The organism is Pseudomonas sp. 2FE, from assembly GCF_005503735.1.
Classification (GTDB): domain Bacteria; phylum Pseudomonadota; class Gammaproteobacteria; order Pseudomonadales; family Pseudomonadaceae; genus Aquipseudomonas.
Map to the genome: position 1 here is coordinate 86,313 of NZ_SCMO01000005.1, position 16,392 is coordinate 102,704.

Genomic DNA, 16,392 nt, shown 5'->3' on the forward strand with positions numbered 1-16,392 from the left:
TTTTATACTCGATGCTGGATGCTCAACACTTTCAATTCACATTCGAAGAGAAACTCGAAAGCCTCTATCTGGCGCAACGCGTCGCTCATGCTCGGCCCCCAAGTATAAAGACCGTGGCCACGGATCAGGTAACCGACGCAGTCCGGGTTGGCCTCCAGCCAGGGCTGCACCTTGCCGGCCAAACGGGCGATGTTCTGGTCGTTGTCGAAGATCGGCACCACGACTTTCGATTCATGGGTCGAGACACCGGAAAAAGCCTTCTGCAGCTCGTAATCTTCGAAGACCAGATGATCGCCTGCGGTCAGCCGCGACAGCACGGTGGCGTTGACCGAGTGAGTGTGCAGCACCGCGCCGATCTCCGCCTTCCAGGCATACAACTGCGTGTGCAGCAAGGTTTCCGCCGAGGGCTTCTTACCCGCTTCCAGGCTGTTGCCGGCCAGATCGGTGGCCAGCAGGTCATCCATGCCGAGCCGGCCCTTGTGCTTACCGGACACGGTCAGCAGCGCTTCGTGAACCGACAAGCGCGCCGAATAGTTGCTGCTGGTGGCCGGCGACCAGCCACGGCCGTAGAGAAAGCGTCCGGCTTCGATGATTTCCTGGGCCAGTTGTTCGCGATTGGCAGTCATGCCCCCTCCTCTTTCAGACCAGTGTCTTTTAACTGGCTGGCAATGATAACGGCGGCGGCCAAGGCCGCCAGGCTGGCGATGGCAAAGGTCCAGGCCGGGCCCAGGGTATTCCAGCTGTAGCCGGCGTACAGCGCCCCCAGTGCACCACCGATGCCGGAGACGCTGGCATACATTGCCTGGCCCTGGCCCTGCTGCTGGGCGCCGAAGCTGCGTTGCACGAAATGGATGGCGGCGGCGTGGAAGCTGCCGAAAGTCGCCGCGTGCATCAGCTGCGCGACCAGCAGCACCGGCAGGTGCTCGGCCAGATTGCCCAGCAGCAGCCAACGCACCACCGTAATCAGGAAGCTGGCCAGCAGCACCTGGCGCAACGAAAAGCGCTGGAGTATCCGCGCCATGCCGAGAAACAGCACGATCTCCGCCACCACACCGAGCGCCCAGAGCTGACCGATCAGACCTCGACTGTAGCCGAGCGCTTCCAGATGCAGGGTCAGAAAGGTGTAGTAAGGGCCATTGCTCAGCTGCATCAACGCCACAGCCAGGTAAAACGCCAGCACCCCAGGCCGGCGCAGCTGGGCGATAAAACCGCCCTCGCCCAGCCGGTTGGCCCGCGCCTGCGGCTGGGCGTTGGGCACCCAGCAACTGCTGATGACGATGCCGGCCATGATCAGCACCAGGGCCCAGGGGTAGACGTCCAGACTGAGCAGCTCGAACAGCTTGCCCAGCCCGACCACCGTGAGAATGAAGCCGATGCTGCCCCACAGGCGGATCTGGCTGTAACGCGCGGCCTGCTCTTTCAGATGAGCCAGGGTGATCACTTCGAACTGCGGCAACACCGCATGCCAGAAGAACGCATGCAGCGCCATGATCAGCGCCAGCCAGGCATAGCTGGTGCCGATGAAGATCAGGCAGAAGCAGAACAGGGTACAGAGCGCACCAAAGCGCACGATAGCCAACCGCCGTCCCGTGTGGTCACCGAGCCAGCCCCAGAGATTCGGCGCCACGCAGCGCATCAGCATGGGGATCGCCACCAACTCGCCGATGCGGGCCGCAGAGAACCCCAGGTGATCGAAATACAGCGCCAGAAACGGCGCCGTGGCGCCGAGCAACGCGAAGTAGAACAGGTAGAAACCGGATAGGCGCCAGTAGGGAATATCGCTCATAGGCACAACGTGGGCTTGTCGCTCACAGCTGCCCAAGCACCGGTGTAGCCACCCGCACTTCGGCGTTCTGCCCACGCTGACGCAGCAGGTGATCGAGCAGCACTATGGCCATCATCGCCTCGGCGATCGGCGTGGCACGAATGCCGACGCACGGGTCGTGACGCCCCTTGGTGATCACCTCGACCGGATTGCCGTCGACATCGATCGAACGACCCGGCGTGGTGATGCTGGAGGTCGGCTTCAGCGCCAGGTGGGCGACTATCGGCTGACCGGAGGAAATCCCGCCGAGAATGCCGCCGGCGTTATTGCTGAGGAAACCTTGCGGGGTCAGCTCATCCCGATGCTCGGTGCCGCGCTGGGCGACGCTGGCGAAGCCGGCGCCGATCTCCACGCCTTTCACCGCATTGATGCTCATCAGCGCGTGGGCCAGCTCGGCGTCTAAACGGTCGAAAATGGGCTCGCCCAGGCCGGGCATCACGCCTTCGGCGATAACTGTGATCTTCGCGCCGACCGAATCCTGGTCGCGGCGCAGCTGGTCCATATAGGCTTCCAGCTCCGGCACCTTGTCCGCGTCGGGGCTGAAGAAGGCGTTTTCTTCGACCGAGTCCCAGCTCTTGAACGGGATCTCGATCGGGCCGAGCTGGCTCATGTAACCGCGCACGCTGATGCCCAGAGTCGCCAGGTATTTCTTGGCGATGGCACCCGCCGCCACGCGCATGGCGGTTTCACGGGCCGAACTGCGGCCACCGCCGCGGTAATCGCGGATGCCGTATTTATGCTGGTAGCTGTAGTCGGCGTGGGCCGGACGGAACAGATCCTTGATCGCCGAGTAGTCCTTGGACTTCTGGTCGGTGTTGCGGATCAGCAGGCCAATCGGGCAGCCCGTGGTCTTGCCTTCGAACACCCCGGAGAGAATCTCGACCTCGTCGGCTTCCTGGCGCTGCGTGGTGTGGCGGCTGGTGCCCGGCTTGCGCCGATCGAGGTCGCGCTGCAAATCGGCCAGCGACAGCTCCAGCCCCGGCGGGCAGCCGTCGACGATGGCGACCAGGGCCGGGCCATGGCTCTCGCCAGCGGTGGTGACAGTGAACAGCTTGCCGTAGGTATTGCCGGACATGCAGGACGCTCCGCGAAAATCAGCCACAAACAAAGGCCGAGGAGTATACCCGCCGTGCCCAAGCAGTTCATCCTCGAACCTTATCCCCTGCGGCACGTCCAACCCCTGACTGTCCCTTGAAGTAGCTGCCCCATGCTGCGAGTGCTCGCCTTGATCCTCCCTCTGCTGACCGGCCTGGCCCAGGCTACGCCCTACACCCTGTTGCAACGCCCGATCAGCCTGGACACCGGCAGCGGCGAGTTGCACGGCACTCTGCTGCTGCCGAAAACCGCTGTCGCGGTGCCGGTCGCCCTGCTGATCGCCGGTTCCGGCCCGACCGACCGCAACGGCAACAACCCCAGCGGCGGGCATAACGACAACCTCAAGCGCCTGGCCCAAGCGCTGGCCAAACACGGGATTGCCAGCGTGCGCTACGACAAGCGTGGGGTGGCCGCCAGTCAGGCGGCCACCCCGGATGAGCGCGACCTCAGCGTCGAGCAGTACGCTGCCGATGCCGCAGCCTGGGGACAGCAGCTCAAGGCCGACCCGCGCTTCGGCCAATTGATCCTGATCGGCCACAGCGAGGGCGCGCTGATCGCCAGCCTCGCCGCCGCAACCGCAGGCGCCGATGCGCTGATTGCCATCGCCGGCAGCTCGCGCCCGATCGACCAGGTGCTGCGAGAACAACTGCGCTTGCGCCTGCCGCCGCCACTGCTGGCCAGGAGCGAACAGCTGATCGACAGCCTGAAAGCCGGGCAACCGGTGCCAGAGGTGCCCGCCGAGCTGCAGGTTCTGTTCCGCCCCAGTGTGCAGCCCTACCTGATCTCGCTGTTTCGCCAAGAGCCGGCCGCGGCCTTCGCCAAACTGCGGATACCGACCCTGATCATCCAGGGCAGCCACGACATTCAGGTCGGCATCAGAGATGCTCAGGCGCTTAAAACGGCCAAGCCGGATGCCCAACTGGTGCTGATCGAGGGCATGAACCATGTGCTGCGCATAGTCCCGAATGATGCCAAGCAGCAACTGGCGTCCTATAACAACCCGCAATTACCGCTGGCACGAGAGCTGACCGAGCAGATCATCGGCTTTATCCTGCGCAATAGCACAGTGCCAGCCTCCAGCGCCGCAAGCACTGGCCGATAGGTCTTAGGCCTGCACCTGTCTGGTGGCGTTCTGTGTGTTTCAGGCCGGCTTATTGATCTGGATGGCCACGCGCTAGCGGACGGCCTACGGCTTAGCCGTTAAGCCGCGAACGAAATAGCGCCTGATGCTGACGGCACTGCTCGGCAGCCAGGAGAAACACGCCATGGCCGCCGCGCTCGAACTCCAGCCAGGTGAAGTCCACCTCCGGATACAACGCCTCGACATGCACCTGGCTGTTGCCGACCTCGACAATCAGCACGCCCTTCTCGGTCAAATGCTCGGCCGCCTCAGCCAGCATGCGGCGCACCAGATCCAACCCATCATTCCCGCAAGCCAGGCCCAGGGCCGGCTCGTGATGATATTCCGCCGGCATCTCGGCGAAATCTTCGGCGTCGACATAGGGCGGATTCGACACGATCAAGTCGAAACGCTGCCCCGGTAGACCGGCAAAACCATCGCCTTGCACGGTGTAGACGCGCTCTTCCAGGTCATGCCGTTCGATATTCTGGTTCGCCACTTCCAGGGCCTCGAACGAGAGATCGGCGAGCACCACTTCGGCCTGGGGGAATTCATAGGCACAGGCGATGCCGATGCAACCGGAGCCGGTGCACAGGTCGAGAATCCGCACGGGCTCCTGTGGCAGCCAGGGCTCGAAGTGCCGCTCGATCAACTCGGCAATCGGCGAACGGGGGATCAACACACGCTCATCGACCACGAAGGGCATCCCGCAGAACCAGGCCTCACCGAGCAAATAAGCCGTCGGCACGCGTTCCTCGATGCGCTGTTTGAGTAGCGTCTGCAGATACTCGCGCTCATCGTCCTCCAAACGACAATCGAGGTAACTGTCGGCAATGTCCCAGGGCAGATGCACGGCGCCGAGCACCAACTGGCGCGCCTCATCCCAGGCATTATCGGTGCCGTGGCCGAAAAACAACGCTTCGGCATGGAAGCGGCTGACGGCCCAGCGGATATGGTCGCGCAGGGTGCGCAATTGGGAGGTCGAAGCAGTCACGGCGGCATCTCCAGAGTGAAGGCGAGCATTTTAGCCGAAGCCGCGCGCGCCTCCGTTGATTTCTTCCGGCGGCTCTGCGCCCGCGTCTGCAGCCGGACACAGGACGACAAAGAGTCTGCAAAAAGGTTCACAGCCAACACCGCGGAGGCGACAATGGTGACAATCTGCGTCTGTCAGGAGCCATGTCATGTCCCAACCACAAACCTTACTCCAGCTTACCGGCCGAAGTTACGCACCGGCCAGCCTGAGTCACGCCTGCCTGCTGATCATCGATGCACAGGAGGAATACCGCAGTGGTGCGCTGCCCTTGCCGGGCCTGGATGCGGCTGTCGGCGAAATCGCCAATCTACTCGCCGCCGCCCGTGCCGCCGGCTCGCCCATAGTGCATGTGAGACACCTCGGTGTGCCTGGCGGCTTTCTCGACCCGCAAGGCCCACGTGGGCGCTTCCTCCCCGAACTGGCACCACTGCCGGGTGAAATCGTGGTCGAGAAACGTCTGCCCAATGCCTTCTCCGGCACCGAACTGCACGACCGGCTGCAAGCCCTCGGCCGCCTCGACCTGATCGTCTGCGGTTTCATGACCCACTCCAGCGTCAGCACCACCGTGCGCGCCTGCAAGGATTACGGCTATCGCTGCACCCTGGTCGATAGCGCCTGCGCCACCCGCGACCTGCCCTATGGCGACGGACTGATCACGGCCCAAGCCCTCCATCGCGCCGAAATAGCCGCCCTGGCGGACAATTTCGCAGCCCTGGTGCCGCACGCCAAGGCGTTGGTCTAACAGGCCGGCTAAGCAACTCGCCCGGCACTTTGTCGCGGCGCCCAGGTCTACTCAGCAGCGCTGGCTGAACCTCGCCACCAGGTGTCGGTCATAGCGCCGATACCCTTAAAGGAAAGCGGCATGAAAATATCCGGTGGTTTCGATGCTCGCCGCCTCCGCCAACGCGGCCCGAGTAGCTGGCGCTGGCGCCTCGGCGCAGGCCTTAGCGCGCTGTTCGCGGCGCTCGGAGTCCTGCTGGCCATGGCGGGCGCCGCGACCCTGCTCGGCCGCCCGCCGGCATTAGGCTCGCTGAATGCGACCCCCAGCGCCGCCGGCATCTGGTTGGTGGTTGGCTTGTTGCTGCTGTGGGTCGGCGTGATTGCCTGGCGCAGGTGTCGGCGGCGTTTGCGCCGGCCCAGCGACCTGAGCCTGGCACCCCACCTGCTGAAGAAGCGCGACTGACGCCACTGCCGCGCGAATGGTTACACTAGGCGCCTTCGCGGAGGCCTCTATGCAAGACGACGACTTTTCCCTGTTCAAATCCGAGATTCGCGGCGTCAAGCCGATCCAGCACGACCGCGCCGACACCGGCAAACCCAAGGCCGATCGCGCGCGCATCGCCACCCTGCGCCAGGCCGCGACCGTGCGCGAGGGCTCGCTGAAAGTCGACGGCCTGTCCGATCAGTTTGTCATCGACGTCGGCCCGGAAGATGCCCTGAACTGGGCCCGCGACGGCGTGCAAGAAGGCCAGATGCGCAAACTCAAGCTGGGCCAGATCGGCTTCGAGGGCAGCCTCGACCTACACGGCATGAGCGTGGAAAAAGCCCGCGACACCCTGTGGGAATTCCTCGCCGAGGCGACCAAGCTCGAAGTGCGCTGCGTGCGCATCACCCATGGCAAGGCGGTGCGCCTGGATGGCAAACGGCCGATGCTCAAAAGCCACGTCAACACCTGGCTGCGCCAGCACCCGCAAGTGCTCGGTTTCACCTCCTGCCTGCCCAAACACGGCGGCACCGGGGCGATTTACCTGATGCTCAAACGCACCATGCTGGACGGTCGCGACGAGTAATCAGAAAGCTACTGCGCTTGCTCATACTGCGTTGAAAACCGGCTCAGGCTGCTCATTTACACGCAGTAAACTCCGTGCCCTCGCCGGTTTGACTCGCTACGCTCGCCCTGCGGGCCAGCCTTCGGCTGTTACTCCGCTTCGCTACGTTGCGCCTTGTCTGAGCGGCGCTCGTCACGCTTTCGAAAATCTCATGAAAGGGGAAACCGCGGCGCATGGGCCTCATGCTCGACCCTGAGGCCGTTCACCACGAAGGACACCGCGTGGTAGAGGCCGACCAGCATCAGGCATTCGATCAGTTGCTCCTCGGAGTAATGCCCGCCGAGCCGCGCCCAGAGCGCGTCATCCACCTGGGCCGTCCCATGCAGGCTGTCGGCCAGGGCCATCAAGGCCTGCTCCGGCTCGCTCCAGAGCGCCAGATCGGGCAGCGGCTGGCAGGTGTCGGCCAGTTGTTCGCGGCTGAAACCCACCTTGCCGTTGAACGCCGCCACATGCACGCCCCATTCGTATTCCGCACCGCACAGCGCGGTAGTGCGCAGGATCAGCAGCTCGCGTTCGCGCAGGCTGATGCTGCCGCGGTCCAGCAGTCCGCCGGCCATCATCCGCTGCAGCACGCGCGAGTTGCACGCCATGCTGCGGAATAACTTAAGCGGCGGCACACCAGCTGGCATGACACGGTCGAAGGCCGCCTGGATGGCCGGCTCATAGGGTGGGTTCAGAGGGGCGATACGGGGCGTACTCATGGTCAGTGCTCCTGGTGGGCTGTTATGCTATTAAAAACGTAGCATGCAAATTCGAGGCTAGCTACTAAAAAAGTAGCTACCTAAAAAATCAGCAAAAGGAGTGTCCGATGACCTTTCCTCGCCCCGGCCGTGCCGTACGCGGTTCCGACACAGGCCGCCCGATCATGGCGCTGCTCGACCTCCTCGGCCGACGCTGGAGCCTGCGCGTGTTGTGGGAATTGCAGCTGCACCCGGCAACCTTCCGTGAACTGCAAGCCCGCTGCGAAGGGCTGTCGCCCTCGGTCCTCAACACCCGCCTGAATGAGCTGCGCGAGGCGCTGCTGGTGCACAATGGCGATGCCGGTTACCAACTGACGGCCCAGGGCGAAGAGCTGATCCGCCGTTGCCTGCCGCTGACCGAATGGGCTGAAGGCTGGGCCGCGCAACTGCCGACCCAGCCGGAAAACTGACGCGATCTGTCGCGCGTCGCCCTTGCCAGCGTGGCGGCCGCTGCCCTACCCTGCGTCTTTGCACCCTGTCCACAAAAGCCTCACAGGTAGATCCATGTCCCTGGAACAGAACTACACCGCGATTCTCGGCCAGCTTGGCGAGGACGCTTCCCGAGAGGGCCTGCTCGATACGCCCAAGCGTGCTGCCAAGGCCATGCAGTACCTCTGCCGCGGCTACCAGCAGTCGCTGGAAGAAGTCGTCAACGACGCCCTGTTCAGCTCCGACAACAGCGAAATGGTGCTGGTGAAGCACGTCGAGCTGTACTCGCTATGCGAGCACCACCTGCTGCCCTTCATCGGCAAGGCGCATGTCGCGTACATTCCCAACGGCAAGGTGCTCGGCCTGTCCAAGGTCGCGCGGATCGTCGACATGTACGCGCGGCGCCTGCAGATTCAAGAAAACCTCACCCGCCAGATCGCCGAAGCCATTCAGCAGGTCACCGGCGCCCTGGGCGTCGCGGTAGTCATCGAAGCCCAGCACATGTGCATGATGATGCGCGGCGTGGAGAAGCAGAACTCCACCATGGTTACCTCGGTGATGCTCGGTGAATTCCGGGAAAACGCCGCCACCCGCAGCGAATTCCTCAGCCTGATCAACTGATCGGCTGCTCGTATGAAAACCGGTCTTGCGCCGGTTTTTTTATGTCTTGCAGGATTGTCCGACTCAGGTGCGCGTGATCGAGGCGCCGCCATCGACCAAGGAGGCCGTACCGGTCACAAACGCGGAGTCGTCGGAGGCGAGATAGAGCACCGAGCGGGCCAGCTCTTCCGGTTTAGCGACACGCTTCAGGGCGTGCAGGTTGGTGATAAAGGCTTGCGACTCCGCCGTGTCGTTCATGTCGCGGTACATCGGAGTATCCACCGCGCCCGGTAAAATCGAATTGACGCGTACACCCTGTGGACCGTATTCGGCGGCCAGCGCCTGGGTCAGCCCGATCAAGCCCGACTTGCTCGCGGCATAGGCGGCAACACCAGGGAAGGCGAAGGAATAGCCGACAAAGGTCGAGGTGAAAATAATCGAACCGCCACCCTGCTTGATCATCTCGGGGATCTGGTGCTTGGCGCCCAAAAAGGCACCGGTCAGGTTGATGGCCAAGGTCTCGGTCCAGCCTTTTTCAGACAGCTCGGTGGTCGGCGCCTGCTCGCCCAGAGTACCGGCGTTATTGAAGGCGATGTCGAGGCGCCCAAAGCGGCCGACTGCCAGGGCCACCAAGGCTTTCGCGAAGTCTTCCGACTGCACGTCACCGGCCAGGGCGACGGCCTCGCCACCGGCGGCGCTGATCTCGGCGACCAGCTTCGCCAGCTCGGCTTCACGGCGGGCGGCAACTACGACTTTGGCCCCCTCCTCGGCAAACAGTTTGGCGGTGGCCAGGCCAATGCCTGAACTCGCGCCTGTGACTATGGCTACTTTTCCAGTTAAACGTCCCATTTTTCACCTCAGCTCTGCGTTGTATCGGCTGGCGCCGGCTGCGCCAGTCGTTGGAGGTAAATCTATGCTTCAGATTGAGTTGGAAGAAGGCAGTAAAAATGCTCTTATCGTTCATCTTTTATGAACAAAGCGAGGGTGAAAAATGGACCGCTTGCGCGCCTTTGAGGTGTTCGTGACGGTGGTGAGTCGCGGCAGTTTCACCCGTGCAGCCGATGCCCTCGACACCTCGCCCGCCAACGTGACCCGCTACGTCAACGAGTTAGAGTCGCACCTCGGTACCCGCTTGCTGAATCGTAGTTCACGCAAACTCTCGCTCACCGAGAGCGGCGAAGCGCTCTTCGAACGGAGCAAATCCATCCTCGACGAGGTCGCGGAAACCGAGGCGCTGGTCTCATCCAGTTCGTTGCAGCCACGCGGCCGGCTGCGGATCAACGCACCGCTGAGCTTCGGCATTCTGCACCTGGCGCCACTGTGGCCCGAGTTCATGCAGAAGTACCCCGACGTGGAGCTCGATGTGGTCTTGATCGACCGGGTTGTCGATCTGGTCGAGGATGGCTACGACTTGGCCATCCGCATCTCCCGCGCCGGTACGACCAGCCACGCGGCGCGCAAACTGGCGACCTCGCAAAATATTCTGTGCGCCTCGCCTGACTACCTGAAACGCCACGGCCAGCCCCAGACCCCGGCTGATCTGCGCGAGCATGCTTGCGTTTGCTACACCTACTCGGGCGACGAGTGGCACTTCAGCGACGCTGACGGCAAGACCCATAGCGTGAAAGTGGCTGGCCAGATGCACTGCAACAATGGCGATACCGCTCGGGCTGCGGCATTGGCCGGGCGCGGGGTGATCTGGCAACCAACCTTTCTGATCGGCGACGACCTACGCTCAGGCCGGCTGGTGCCGCTGCTGCCAGGCTATCGCTTAGCGGAAATCGACGTACTGGCCATGTACCCAAGCCGTCGTCACCTGAGTGCCAAGGTGCGGGTGATGGTGGATTTTTTGGTCGAGGCGTTTAGCGGCGTGCCGCCCTGGGATCGCTAAGCGCCGTTTCGAATCAATAGCCTTGCTCCACGACTCGATCCAGGCTCGGCGCACGCATTGGTTGATCTGTGTCAGGCCGCGTTCTAGACGCCCTGGGTAGTCTTGGCGAAGCGCTCACATGCAGGTGAGCGGCACGCTAAGGAATGAGTTAAATGGCCTATTTGACCTGGCAAGACGACCTGAACACCGGCATTCAAGTCATCGACGATCAGCACAAACGCATCGTCGACATGATCAACCTACTGCACCAAGCCCAGGAGCATGGGCGCAGTCGCAGTGAAGTGGGCGATGTGCTGAACGAACTGGTGGATTACACCCTGTCGCATTTCGCCTTCGAAGAATCGCTGCTGGAGGAGGCGGGTTACGAGTTCAGCCGCCCGCACAAGCGCGTCCATGAAATCTTCATTGGCCGGGTGAGCGACTACAACCTGCGCTTCAAGGCCGGCGAAGACATTACCCAGGAACTCATCGGCTTACTCTCGCGCTGGCTGTTCAACCATATCCGCACCGACGATGCCGGCTATGTGCAGGCGGTGAAGGACAACATGAACACCCTTGTCAGTGATAAGCGCGCCGGCGGCTGGTTCTCGCGCTCGATCAAGCAGTTTTTCAACTAGGCCGGGCTTTTGTAGGGTGGGCTTCAGCCCACCGATACAGGCTGCGTGGTGGGCTGAAGCCCACCCTACGCCTACCTGCTGTCCTTAACTGGGGCCAGCCTCGGCACATTCAGGTAAGCTGCCACCCTCGAATCGTCACCGAAAGGGCAGGCTGCAGTGTTTATCAAGGCATTAAGAGTTGGCTTGGGCCAGCTGATCGTGTTCATCGACTTCATCACCCGGCCACGCAAGCTGCGTCGCCCCGCCGAAGCACAGGCCCAGGTCAATCAGGCCGCCGCGGGTCTATCGCTCTACCAATTTCACGCGTGCCCCTTCTGTGTGCGTACCCGTCGCACCCTTCATCGCCTGAACCTGCCAATCGCCCTGCGCGACGCGAAGAACAACCCACAAGACCGGCAAACCCTGCTGGCCGAGGGCGGTGCGATCAAGGTGCCGTGCCTGCGCATCGAAGAAAACGGCCAGGTCACTTGGATGTACGAGTCCAAGGTCATCATGCAATACCTGCAAGAGCGCTTTGCGGCGTACTAAACCGCTCTAGCTCATAAGCTCATGGCCTGGCGATGCTCGGGCTATGAGCCAGGGGGAGCTGTATGAAAACCGCTGCTTCACCGCTCAATACGCAACGCCCCCAGCGCTGCCGAACCCGCCGACGACTAGCGGCTGCGGCCATCGACCTTAGTCACCTTCAGCGTCTCCAACTCCACCCCAGCCAGGCAACGCACATTCACCGCGGCCATCTCGCCATTTCTGCCGGCAGAAAAAAACCGGCCAATGGCCGGTTTTAGTCTTAGTCCGCACGACGCTCAGTCGAGCATAGCGACATGCCGCGGGTGACTGGCGACGCGCTGCAACCAGGCCTGAATCGCCGGGTAGCCGCTCAAATCAAAACCGCCCTCGTCGGCCACATGGGTGTAGGCATAGAGCGCGATATCGGCAATCGAGTAACTCTCGCCGACCAGATACGCGGTGCGCTTGAGCTGCTGCTCCATCACCTTCAGCGCCTTGTGGCCGCGCACCTGGCAGGTCTGGTACTCCTCCAGACGCTCGGCCGGCATGCCCTGGTACAGCTGGATGAAGCGCGCGACGGCGATATAGGGCTCATGGCTGTATTGCTCGAAGAACTGCCACTGCAACACCTGGGTGCGCAGGCGCGGCTCGCTCGGCAGGAACTCGCTGCCGTCGGCGAGAAAATTCAGGATGGCATTCGATTCCCACAAGCAGCTGCCGTCTTCCAGTTGCAGCACCGGAATCTTGCCGTTGGGGTTCATCTCGAGAAACTCGGGGGTCTGGGTCTCACCCTTGAGGATATCGACCGGCACCCACTTCGACTCTTTGCCGAGCAGATGCAACATCAGCTTGATCTTGTAGCAGTTGCCCGAGCGGTAATCGCCGTAAACCTTGTACATCGCAACCTCCTGTTAAGCCGCCTCGGCGGCTTGTGCTTGGCGAATCACCTTGGCCAGTCGTTGGAGCCCTTCGCTCAAACGCTCCGGCGCGATATGGCTGAAATTCAGCCGCAGATAGCCCGGATTCTGCTCCGGATGGGTGAAGAACGGCTCACCCGGCATAAAGGCCACGTTCTGCTCCAGCGCCGGCTTGAGCAGCGTGCGGGTATCCAGCGGCTGCTTCAGGGTCAGCCAGAAGAACAGCCCACCCTGGGGAATGTTCCAGCTCGCCAGCTCGCCGAAATGCTCGTCCAGGGCGACCTGCATGGCATCGCGGCGCACCCGGTAGAAATCCCGCAGCTCGGCCAGATGCTCACGGTAATGCCGGGTGCCGATCCACTGCAGCGCCTGCCACTGGCCGATGCGGTTGGTGTGCAGATCCGCCGACTGCTTGAGCCGCAGCAGGTGCGGGAACAAGTCCGGCGTGGCAATCAGGAAGCCCACCCGCAGGCCCGGCAACAGGGTTTTCGAGACGGTGCCGGTGTAGATCCAGCTGGCCTTCTGCAGCCGGCTGACGATGGGCGTGGCACTGCCGGCGTCGAACACCAGCTCGCGGTACGGCTCGTCTTCGATCAGGGTCACGCCGAACTCGTCCAGCAGCGCCGCCACGGCATCCCGCTTGGCTTCGCTGTAACGCACGCCGGACGGATTCTGGAAGGTCGGGATCAGATAGGCGAACGCTGGCTTGTGCTGCTCCAGGCGCTGGCGCAGCGCGAGCAGTTCCGGACCATCGGCTTCCTGCGGCACTGTGATGCAGTCGGCGCCGAACAGCTGGAAGGCTTGCAGCGCAGCCAGGTAAGTCGGCGCCTCGAGCAGCACCTCGGTGCCCGGATCGATGAACAGCTTGGCGGCCAGATCCAGCGTCTGCTGCGAGCCGCTGACGATCAGCACCTGGCTGGCGTCGCAGGGTACGCCCAGCTCACGCGCTTCGGCGGCGATGGCTTCGCGCAGCTCCGGCTCGCCTTCGCTCATGCCGTATTGGCCCATGCCCGCCGGCATATCCGCCCACTCCACCCGCGGCAGCATCGGCTCGGCCGGCAGGCCACCGGCGAACGACATCACTTCCGGACGCTGCGCCGCGGCCAAGATTTCGCGGATCAAAGAGCTTTTTAGGCGGGTGATACGTTCGGAGAAGGCCATTCAAGTCACCGGTAGCAAAGGCAAAGAAAAATAAGTCAAACTGATTGACCGAAACTACGACGGCGCGGGCAGATACGTCAATATGCTTGACCTGAATGTTTAACCTAAAAAGCACAACCACTCAGCAGGCCGCCATGGAGGCGTTCTTCTTCGGCTACCAGGCGTTCACCGCCAAAGCCGACGAAATGCTGGCGCGCCGCGGACTGAGCCGGGTACACCACCGCATCCTGTTTTTCATCGCCCGCCATCCAGGCTTGAGCATGAAGGAGTTGCTGGCCGTGCTCGGGGTCAGCAAGCAAGCGCTGAACATCCCGCTGCGGCAACTGATGGAAATGCACCTGGTGCAGAGCATGACCGCCGAGGATGACAAACGTAAACGCCTGCTCGGATTTACCAGCGAGGGCGCCAAGCTGGAACTGGCCCTGCGCCGCGAACAGGCCAAGCTGCTGCAACGGGTGTTCAATGAGGCCGGCGAAGCCGCGGTCAACGGCTGGCTGGAAGTCAACCAGGCACTCGGTCGAACCCGCCAGCCGGGCGGCGCCGAAGACTAATCGCAACACCACCTCGCCACACTCTCGATAAGCCGAGCCAGCTCCGGCAGAGCTCCCATGCTCACCCCCGCGGGCAATCCCAGCCGGTCAGCCCATCGGCAAAATCGAGCGCACCAGGCTCCAACAGTTAACCGACTAGAGCCGATCCCGAGCGACTGTATGGCCAATTGCGCCAACCGCTGTATCGGGACGCCGTCCACCGCCGCGCTTAGGCTGAGCGCTGTCGCTGGAGAGAGCCACCATGAGCCCGGAACTGCTGATCGCCTTTATCGCCTTTGCCTTCGTCACCTCGGTGACGCCCGGGCCGAACAATATGATGTTGCTCGCCTCCGGCGTGAACTTCGGCCTGCGCCGCAGCCTCCCGCACATGTTCGGGATCAGCCTGGGCTTTATGCTGCTGGTGTTGGCCGTCGGCTTTGGCCTGGGCCAGCTGTTCGAGCAAGTGCCGCTGCTCTACACCGTGCTGCGCTATGCCGGCGCCGCGTACCTGCTGTACCTGGCCTGGAAAATCTCCCGCTCCGGTGCACCGGACACCGGCGGCACAGAACACGGCAAACCCTTTACCTTTCTCCAGGCGGCCGCCTTTCAGTGGATCAACCCCAAGGCCTGGGTGATGGCCATCGGCGCGATCACCACCTATACGCCGCAAGAAAACTTCCTGGTTAACGTGCTGCTGGTCGCCGGGTTGTTTGCCTTGGTCAATTGCCCCAGCGTCGGCTTGTGGACCGTCGCCGGCAGCCTGCTGCGCAACTGGCTGAGCAATCCGCGGGTGCTGCGCGGCTTCAATGTCGGCATGGCGCTGCTGCTGGTCGTCTCGCTCTATCCTATTCTCGGAGACTTTTAAGTGAGCGACGCCAGGAACCCTGCAATGACCGAAGCCTCTGACTCCCGGGCAAATCCTGCACCGCTGCGCCCGCTGGCCGACTCCTCGCCCTCGGCCGTGGTAGCGGGCTTTATTGCGATGATGACCGGCTATACCAGCTCGCTGGTGCTGATGTTCCAGGCCGGCCAAGCCGCCGGGCTGAGCAGCGGGCAAATCTCCTCCTGGATCTGGGCGCTGTCGATTGGCATGGCGATCTGCAGCATCGGCCTGTCGTTGCGCTATCGCACGCCGGTCACCGTGGCCTGGTCGACCCCCGGCGCGGCGCTGCTGATCACCAGCCTGTCCGGCGTGAGCTACGGCGAGGCGATCGGCGCCTACATCACCTGCGCGCTGCTGGTGACCCTCTGCGGCCTGACCGGTAGCTTCGAGCGCCTGGTGAAGCGCCTGCCCGCCTCGCTGGCCGCGGCCTTGCTGGCCGGCATCCTGTTCAAGATCGGCAGCGAGATTTTCGTCGCCGCGCAGCATCGCACCGGCCTGGTGCTCGGCATGTTCTTCACCTATCTGCTGATCAAACGGCTGCAGCCGCGCTACGCCGTACTCGCCGCCTTGCTGGTCGGCACCGCACTGTCCGGCGCGCTGGGCCTGCTGGATTTCAGCGGCTTCAGCCTGGAAATGGCCACCCCGGTCTGGACCACGCCGTCGTTCTCCCTGGCGGCCACCATCAGCATCGGCATTCCGCTATTCGTGGTGGCGATGACCTCGCAGAACATGCCCGGCATCGCCGTGCTGCGTGCCGACGGTTATTGGCTGCCCGCCTCGCCTTTGATCACGGTGACCGGTATCGCCTCGTTGCTGCTGGCGCCATTCGGCTCCCACGGGATCAACCTGGCGGCGATCAGTGCCGCGATCTGCACCGGCCCGCACGCCCATGAAGATCGCCGCAAGCGCTACACCGCCGCCGTCTGGTGCGGGATCTTCTACGGTATCGCCGGGATCTTCGGCGCCACCCTGGCGGCGCTCTTCGCGGCGCTGCCCAAGGAGTTGGTGCTGTCGATTGCGGCGCTGGCGCTGTTCGGCTCGATCATCAACGGCCTGACCAATGCCATGAGCGAGGCGAAGGAGCGCGAAGCGGCGCTGGTCACCTTTATGGTCACCGCCTCGGGCTTCAGCCTGTTCTCCATCGGTTCGGCGTTCTGGGGCATAGTCGCCGGCGTGCTGACGCTACTGATCCTGAATTGGGGCAAGGACTGAGCG

Annotated in this window: 20 protein-coding genes; 12 read left to right on the forward strand and 8 right to left on the reverse strand. The window is 63.0% G+C overall.

Going from position 1 to position 16,392, the window contains the following annotated elements; genetic code table 11:
• Window positions 1–2 precede the first annotated feature (2 nt).
• The 3 genes from FFS12_RS10970 to aroC are packed head-to-tail and all read right to left on the reverse strand — an operon-like array spanning window position 3 to window position 2,900.
• Window positions 3–626, reverse strand: coding sequence for a methylthioribulose 1-phosphate dehydratase (locus tag FFS12_RS10970; protein WP_137886860.1), 624 nt, complete (start codon window positions 624–626; stop codon window positions 3–5).
• Window positions 623–1,786, reverse strand: coding sequence for an MFS transporter (locus FFS12_RS10975; protein WP_137886861.1), 1,164 nt, complete (start codon window positions 1,784–1,786; stop codon window positions 623–625). The genes FFS12_RS10970 and FFS12_RS10975 overlap by 4 nt, the downstream gene beginning before the upstream one ends.
• Before the next feature lie 22 nt (window positions 1,787–1,808).
• Entirely contained in the window at window positions 1,809–2,900 is a 1,092-nt protein-coding gene (gene aroC, locus FFS12_RS10980) for a chorismate synthase (protein ID WP_137886862.1), read from the reverse strand.
• Between the two features lie 132 nt (window positions 2,901–3,032).
• Between aroC and FFS12_RS10985 the strand changes: the two genes are divergently transcribed.
• Window positions 3,033–4,022, forward strand: coding sequence for an alpha/beta hydrolase (locus tag FFS12_RS10985; protein WP_137886863.1), 990 nt, complete (start codon window positions 3,033–3,035; stop codon window positions 4,020–4,022).
• A 91-nt stretch (window positions 4,023–4,113) separates the two neighbouring features.
• Here FFS12_RS10985 and prmB read toward each other — a convergent pair whose 3' ends face one another.
• Window positions 4,114–5,034, reverse strand: a complete 921-nt coding sequence (gene prmB / locus FFS12_RS10990) for a 50S ribosomal protein L3 N(5)-glutamine methyltransferase (RefSeq protein ID WP_137886864.1) — start codon at window positions 5,032–5,034, stop codon at window positions 4,114–4,116.
• A gap of 187 nt (window positions 5,035–5,221) precedes the next feature.
• Between prmB and FFS12_RS10995 the strand changes: the two genes are divergently transcribed.
• The 3 genes from FFS12_RS10995 (at window position 5,222) to FFS12_RS11005 (ending at window position 6,863) form a co-directional block, all read left to right on the forward strand.
• A complete protein-coding gene (locus tag FFS12_RS10995) occupies window positions 5,222–5,815 on the forward strand; it encodes a cysteine hydrolase family protein (protein WP_137886865.1) in 594 nt (197 codons plus the stop codon).
• A 120-nt stretch (window positions 5,816–5,935) separates the two neighbouring features.
• On the forward strand, window positions 5,936–6,256 hold the full coding sequence (locus FFS12_RS11000) for a hypothetical protein (RefSeq protein WP_137817789.1): 321 nt from the start codon (window positions 5,936–5,938) through the stop codon (window positions 6,254–6,256).
• 49 nt (window positions 6,257–6,305) lie between these two features.
• Entirely contained in the window at window positions 6,306–6,863 is a 558-nt protein-coding gene (locus FFS12_RS11005) for a Smr/MutS family protein (RefSeq protein ID WP_137886866.1), read from the forward strand.
• A gap of 188 nt (window positions 6,864–7,051) precedes the next feature.
• On the opposite strand, the gene FFS12_RS11010 is transcribed toward FFS12_RS11005, so the two are convergent.
• Window positions 7,052–7,603 carry a carboxymuconolactone decarboxylase family protein gene (locus tag FFS12_RS11010; protein ID WP_137886867.1) on the reverse strand — a complete coding sequence of 184 codons (552 nt, stop codon included), beginning with the start codon at window positions 7,601–7,603 and terminating at the stop codon, window positions 7,052–7,054.
• A gap of 107 nt (window positions 7,604–7,710) precedes the next feature.
• Here FFS12_RS11010 and FFS12_RS11015 point away from each other — a divergent pair, with 107 nt between their 5' ends.
• Complete coding sequence (locus FFS12_RS11015) at window positions 7,711–8,052, forward strand: helix-turn-helix domain-containing protein (protein ID WP_137886868.1); 342 nt, start codon at window positions 7,711–7,713, stop codon at window positions 8,050–8,052.
• Window positions 8,053–8,146: 94 nt separating this feature from the next.
• Window positions 8,147–8,692, forward strand: a complete 546-nt coding sequence (gene folE, locus FFS12_RS11020) for a GTP cyclohydrolase I FolE (protein WP_137886869.1) — start codon at window positions 8,147–8,149, stop codon at window positions 8,690–8,692.
• A 63-nt stretch (window positions 8,693–8,755) separates the two neighbouring features.
• Here the strand turns inward: folE and FFS12_RS11025 are convergent, their stop codons facing one another.
• Window positions 8,756–9,520 carry an SDR family oxidoreductase gene (locus FFS12_RS11025; RefSeq protein WP_137886870.1) on the reverse strand — a complete coding sequence of 255 codons (765 nt, stop codon included), beginning with the start codon at window positions 9,518–9,520 and terminating at the stop codon, window positions 8,756–8,758.
• Between the two features lie 142 nt (window positions 9,521–9,662).
• On the opposite strand from FFS12_RS11025, the gene FFS12_RS11030 reads away from it, so the two are divergent.
• The 3 genes from FFS12_RS11030 to FFS12_RS11040 all read left to right on the forward strand — a co-directional run bounded on the left by FFS12_RS11030 (window position 9,663) and on the right by FFS12_RS11040 (window position 11,707).
• Window positions 9,663–10,562, forward strand: a complete 900-nt coding sequence (locus FFS12_RS11030; protein WP_137886871.1) for a LysR family transcriptional regulator — start codon at window positions 9,663–9,665, stop codon at window positions 10,560–10,562.
• Between the two features lie 152 nt (window positions 10,563–10,714).
• Window positions 10,715–11,179: a bacteriohemerythrin gene (locus FFS12_RS11035; RefSeq protein WP_137817794.1), complete on the forward strand. Its 465-nt coding sequence runs from the start codon at window positions 10,715–10,717 to the stop codon at window positions 11,177–11,179.
• 156 nt (window positions 11,180–11,335) lie between these two features.
• Window positions 11,336–11,707, forward strand: a complete 372-nt coding sequence (locus FFS12_RS11040; RefSeq protein WP_137886872.1) for a glutathione S-transferase N-terminal domain-containing protein — start codon at window positions 11,336–11,338, stop codon at window positions 11,705–11,707.
• 275 nt (window positions 11,708–11,982) lie between these two features.
• Here FFS12_RS11040 and FFS12_RS11050 read toward each other — a convergent pair whose 3' ends face one another.
• Both FFS12_RS11050 and FFS12_RS11055 read right to left on the reverse strand, forming a co-directional pair.
• Entirely contained in the window at window positions 11,983–12,585 is a 603-nt protein-coding gene (locus FFS12_RS11050) for a glutathione S-transferase family protein (RefSeq protein WP_137886873.1), read from the reverse strand.
• Window positions 12,586–12,597: 12 nt separating this feature from the next.
• Window positions 12,598–13,764, reverse strand: a complete 1,167-nt coding sequence (locus tag FFS12_RS11055) for a PLP-dependent aminotransferase family protein (protein WP_137886874.1) — start codon at window positions 13,762–13,764, stop codon at window positions 12,598–12,600.
• Between the two features lie 95 nt (window positions 13,765–13,859).
• On the opposite strand from FFS12_RS11055, the gene FFS12_RS11060 reads away from it, so the two are divergent.
• The 3 genes from FFS12_RS11060 (at window position 13,860) to FFS12_RS11070 (ending at window position 16,389) form a co-directional block, all read left to right on the forward strand.
• The gene (locus FFS12_RS11060) at window positions 13,860–14,315 is read left to right on the forward strand and encodes a MarR family winged helix-turn-helix transcriptional regulator (RefSeq protein ID WP_137886875.1); all 456 of its coding nucleotides are present in this window, start codon (window positions 13,860–13,862) and stop codon (window positions 14,313–14,315) included.
• A gap of 241 nt (window positions 14,316–14,556) precedes the next feature.
• Entirely contained in the window at window positions 14,557–15,159 is a 603-nt protein-coding gene (locus tag FFS12_RS11065; RefSeq protein ID WP_137886876.1) for a LysE family translocator, read from the forward strand.
• 24 nt (window positions 15,160–15,183) lie between these two features.
• Window positions 15,184–16,389: a benzoate/H(+) symporter BenE family transporter gene (locus tag FFS12_RS11070; RefSeq protein WP_137886877.1), complete on the forward strand. Its 1,206-nt coding sequence runs from the start codon at window positions 15,184–15,186 to the stop codon at window positions 16,387–16,389.
• Window positions 16,390–16,392 lie beyond the last annotated feature (3 nt).

Excerpts from the sequence above, each read along its gene's own strand:
- FFS12_RS11015 (WP_137886868.1), top strand. The coding sequence starts at position 7,711 with ATGACCTTTCCTCGCCCCGGCCGTGCCGTACGCGGTTCCGACACAGGC.
- FFS12_RS11025 (WP_137886870.1), bottom strand. The coding sequence starts at position 9,520 with ATGGGACGTTTAACTGGAAAAGTAGCCATAGTCACAGGCGCGAGTTCA.
- FFS12_RS10985 (WP_137886863.1), top strand. The coding sequence starts at position 3,033 with ATGCTGCGAGTGCTCGCCTTGATCCTCCCTCTGCTGACCGGCCTGGCC.
- FFS12_RS11065 (WP_137886876.1), top strand. The coding sequence starts at position 14,557 with ATGAGCCCGGAACTGCTGATCGCCTTTATCGCCTTTGCCTTCGTCACC.
- FFS12_RS11030 (WP_137886871.1), top strand. The coding sequence starts at position 9,663 with ATGGACCGCTTGCGCGCCTTTGAGGTGTTCGTGACGGTGGTGAGTCGC.
- FFS12_RS11000 (WP_137817789.1), top strand. The coding sequence starts at position 5,936 with ATGAAAATATCCGGTGGTTTCGATGCTCGCCGCCTCCGCCAACGCGGC.
- FFS12_RS10975 (WP_137886861.1), bottom strand. The coding sequence starts at position 1,786 with ATGAGCGATATTCCCTACTGGCGCCTATCCGGTTTCTACCTGTTCTAC.
- FFS12_RS11070 (WP_137886877.1), top strand. The coding sequence starts at position 15,184 with ATGACCGAAGCCTCTGACTCCCGGGCAAATCCTGCACCGCTGCGCCCG.
- FFS12_RS11005 (WP_137886866.1), top strand. The coding sequence starts at position 6,306 with ATGCAAGACGACGACTTTTCCCTGTTCAAATCCGAGATTCGCGGCGTC.
- FFS12_RS11060 (WP_137886875.1), top strand. The coding sequence starts at position 13,860 with ATGTTTAACCTAAAAAGCACAACCACTCAGCAGGCCGCCATGGAGGCG.
- FFS12_RS10970 (WP_137886860.1), bottom strand. The coding sequence starts at position 626 with ATGACTGCCAATCGCGAACAACTGGCCCAGGAAATCATCGAAGCCGGA.
- FFS12_RS11010 (WP_137886867.1), bottom strand. The coding sequence starts at position 7,603 with ATGAGTACGCCCCGTATCGCCCCTCTGAACCCACCCTATGAGCCGGCC.
- folE (WP_137886869.1), top strand. The coding sequence starts at position 8,147 with ATGTCCCTGGAACAGAACTACACCGCGATTCTCGGCCAGCTTGGCGAG.
- aroC (WP_137886862.1), bottom strand. The coding sequence starts at position 2,900 with ATGTCCGGCAATACCTACGGCAAGCTGTTCACTGTCACCACCGCTGGC.
- FFS12_RS11055 (WP_137886874.1), bottom strand. The coding sequence starts at position 13,764 with ATGGCCTTCTCCGAACGTATCACCCGCCTAAAAAGCTCTTTGATCCGC.
- FFS12_RS11050 (WP_137886873.1), bottom strand. The coding sequence starts at position 12,585 with ATGTACAAGGTTTACGGCGATTACCGCTCGGGCAACTGCTACAAGATC.
- FFS12_RS10995 (WP_137886865.1), top strand. The coding sequence starts at position 5,222 with ATGTCCCAACCACAAACCTTACTCCAGCTTACCGGCCGAAGTTACGCA.
- FFS12_RS11035 (WP_137817794.1), top strand. The coding sequence starts at position 10,715 with ATGGCCTATTTGACCTGGCAAGACGACCTGAACACCGGCATTCAAGTC.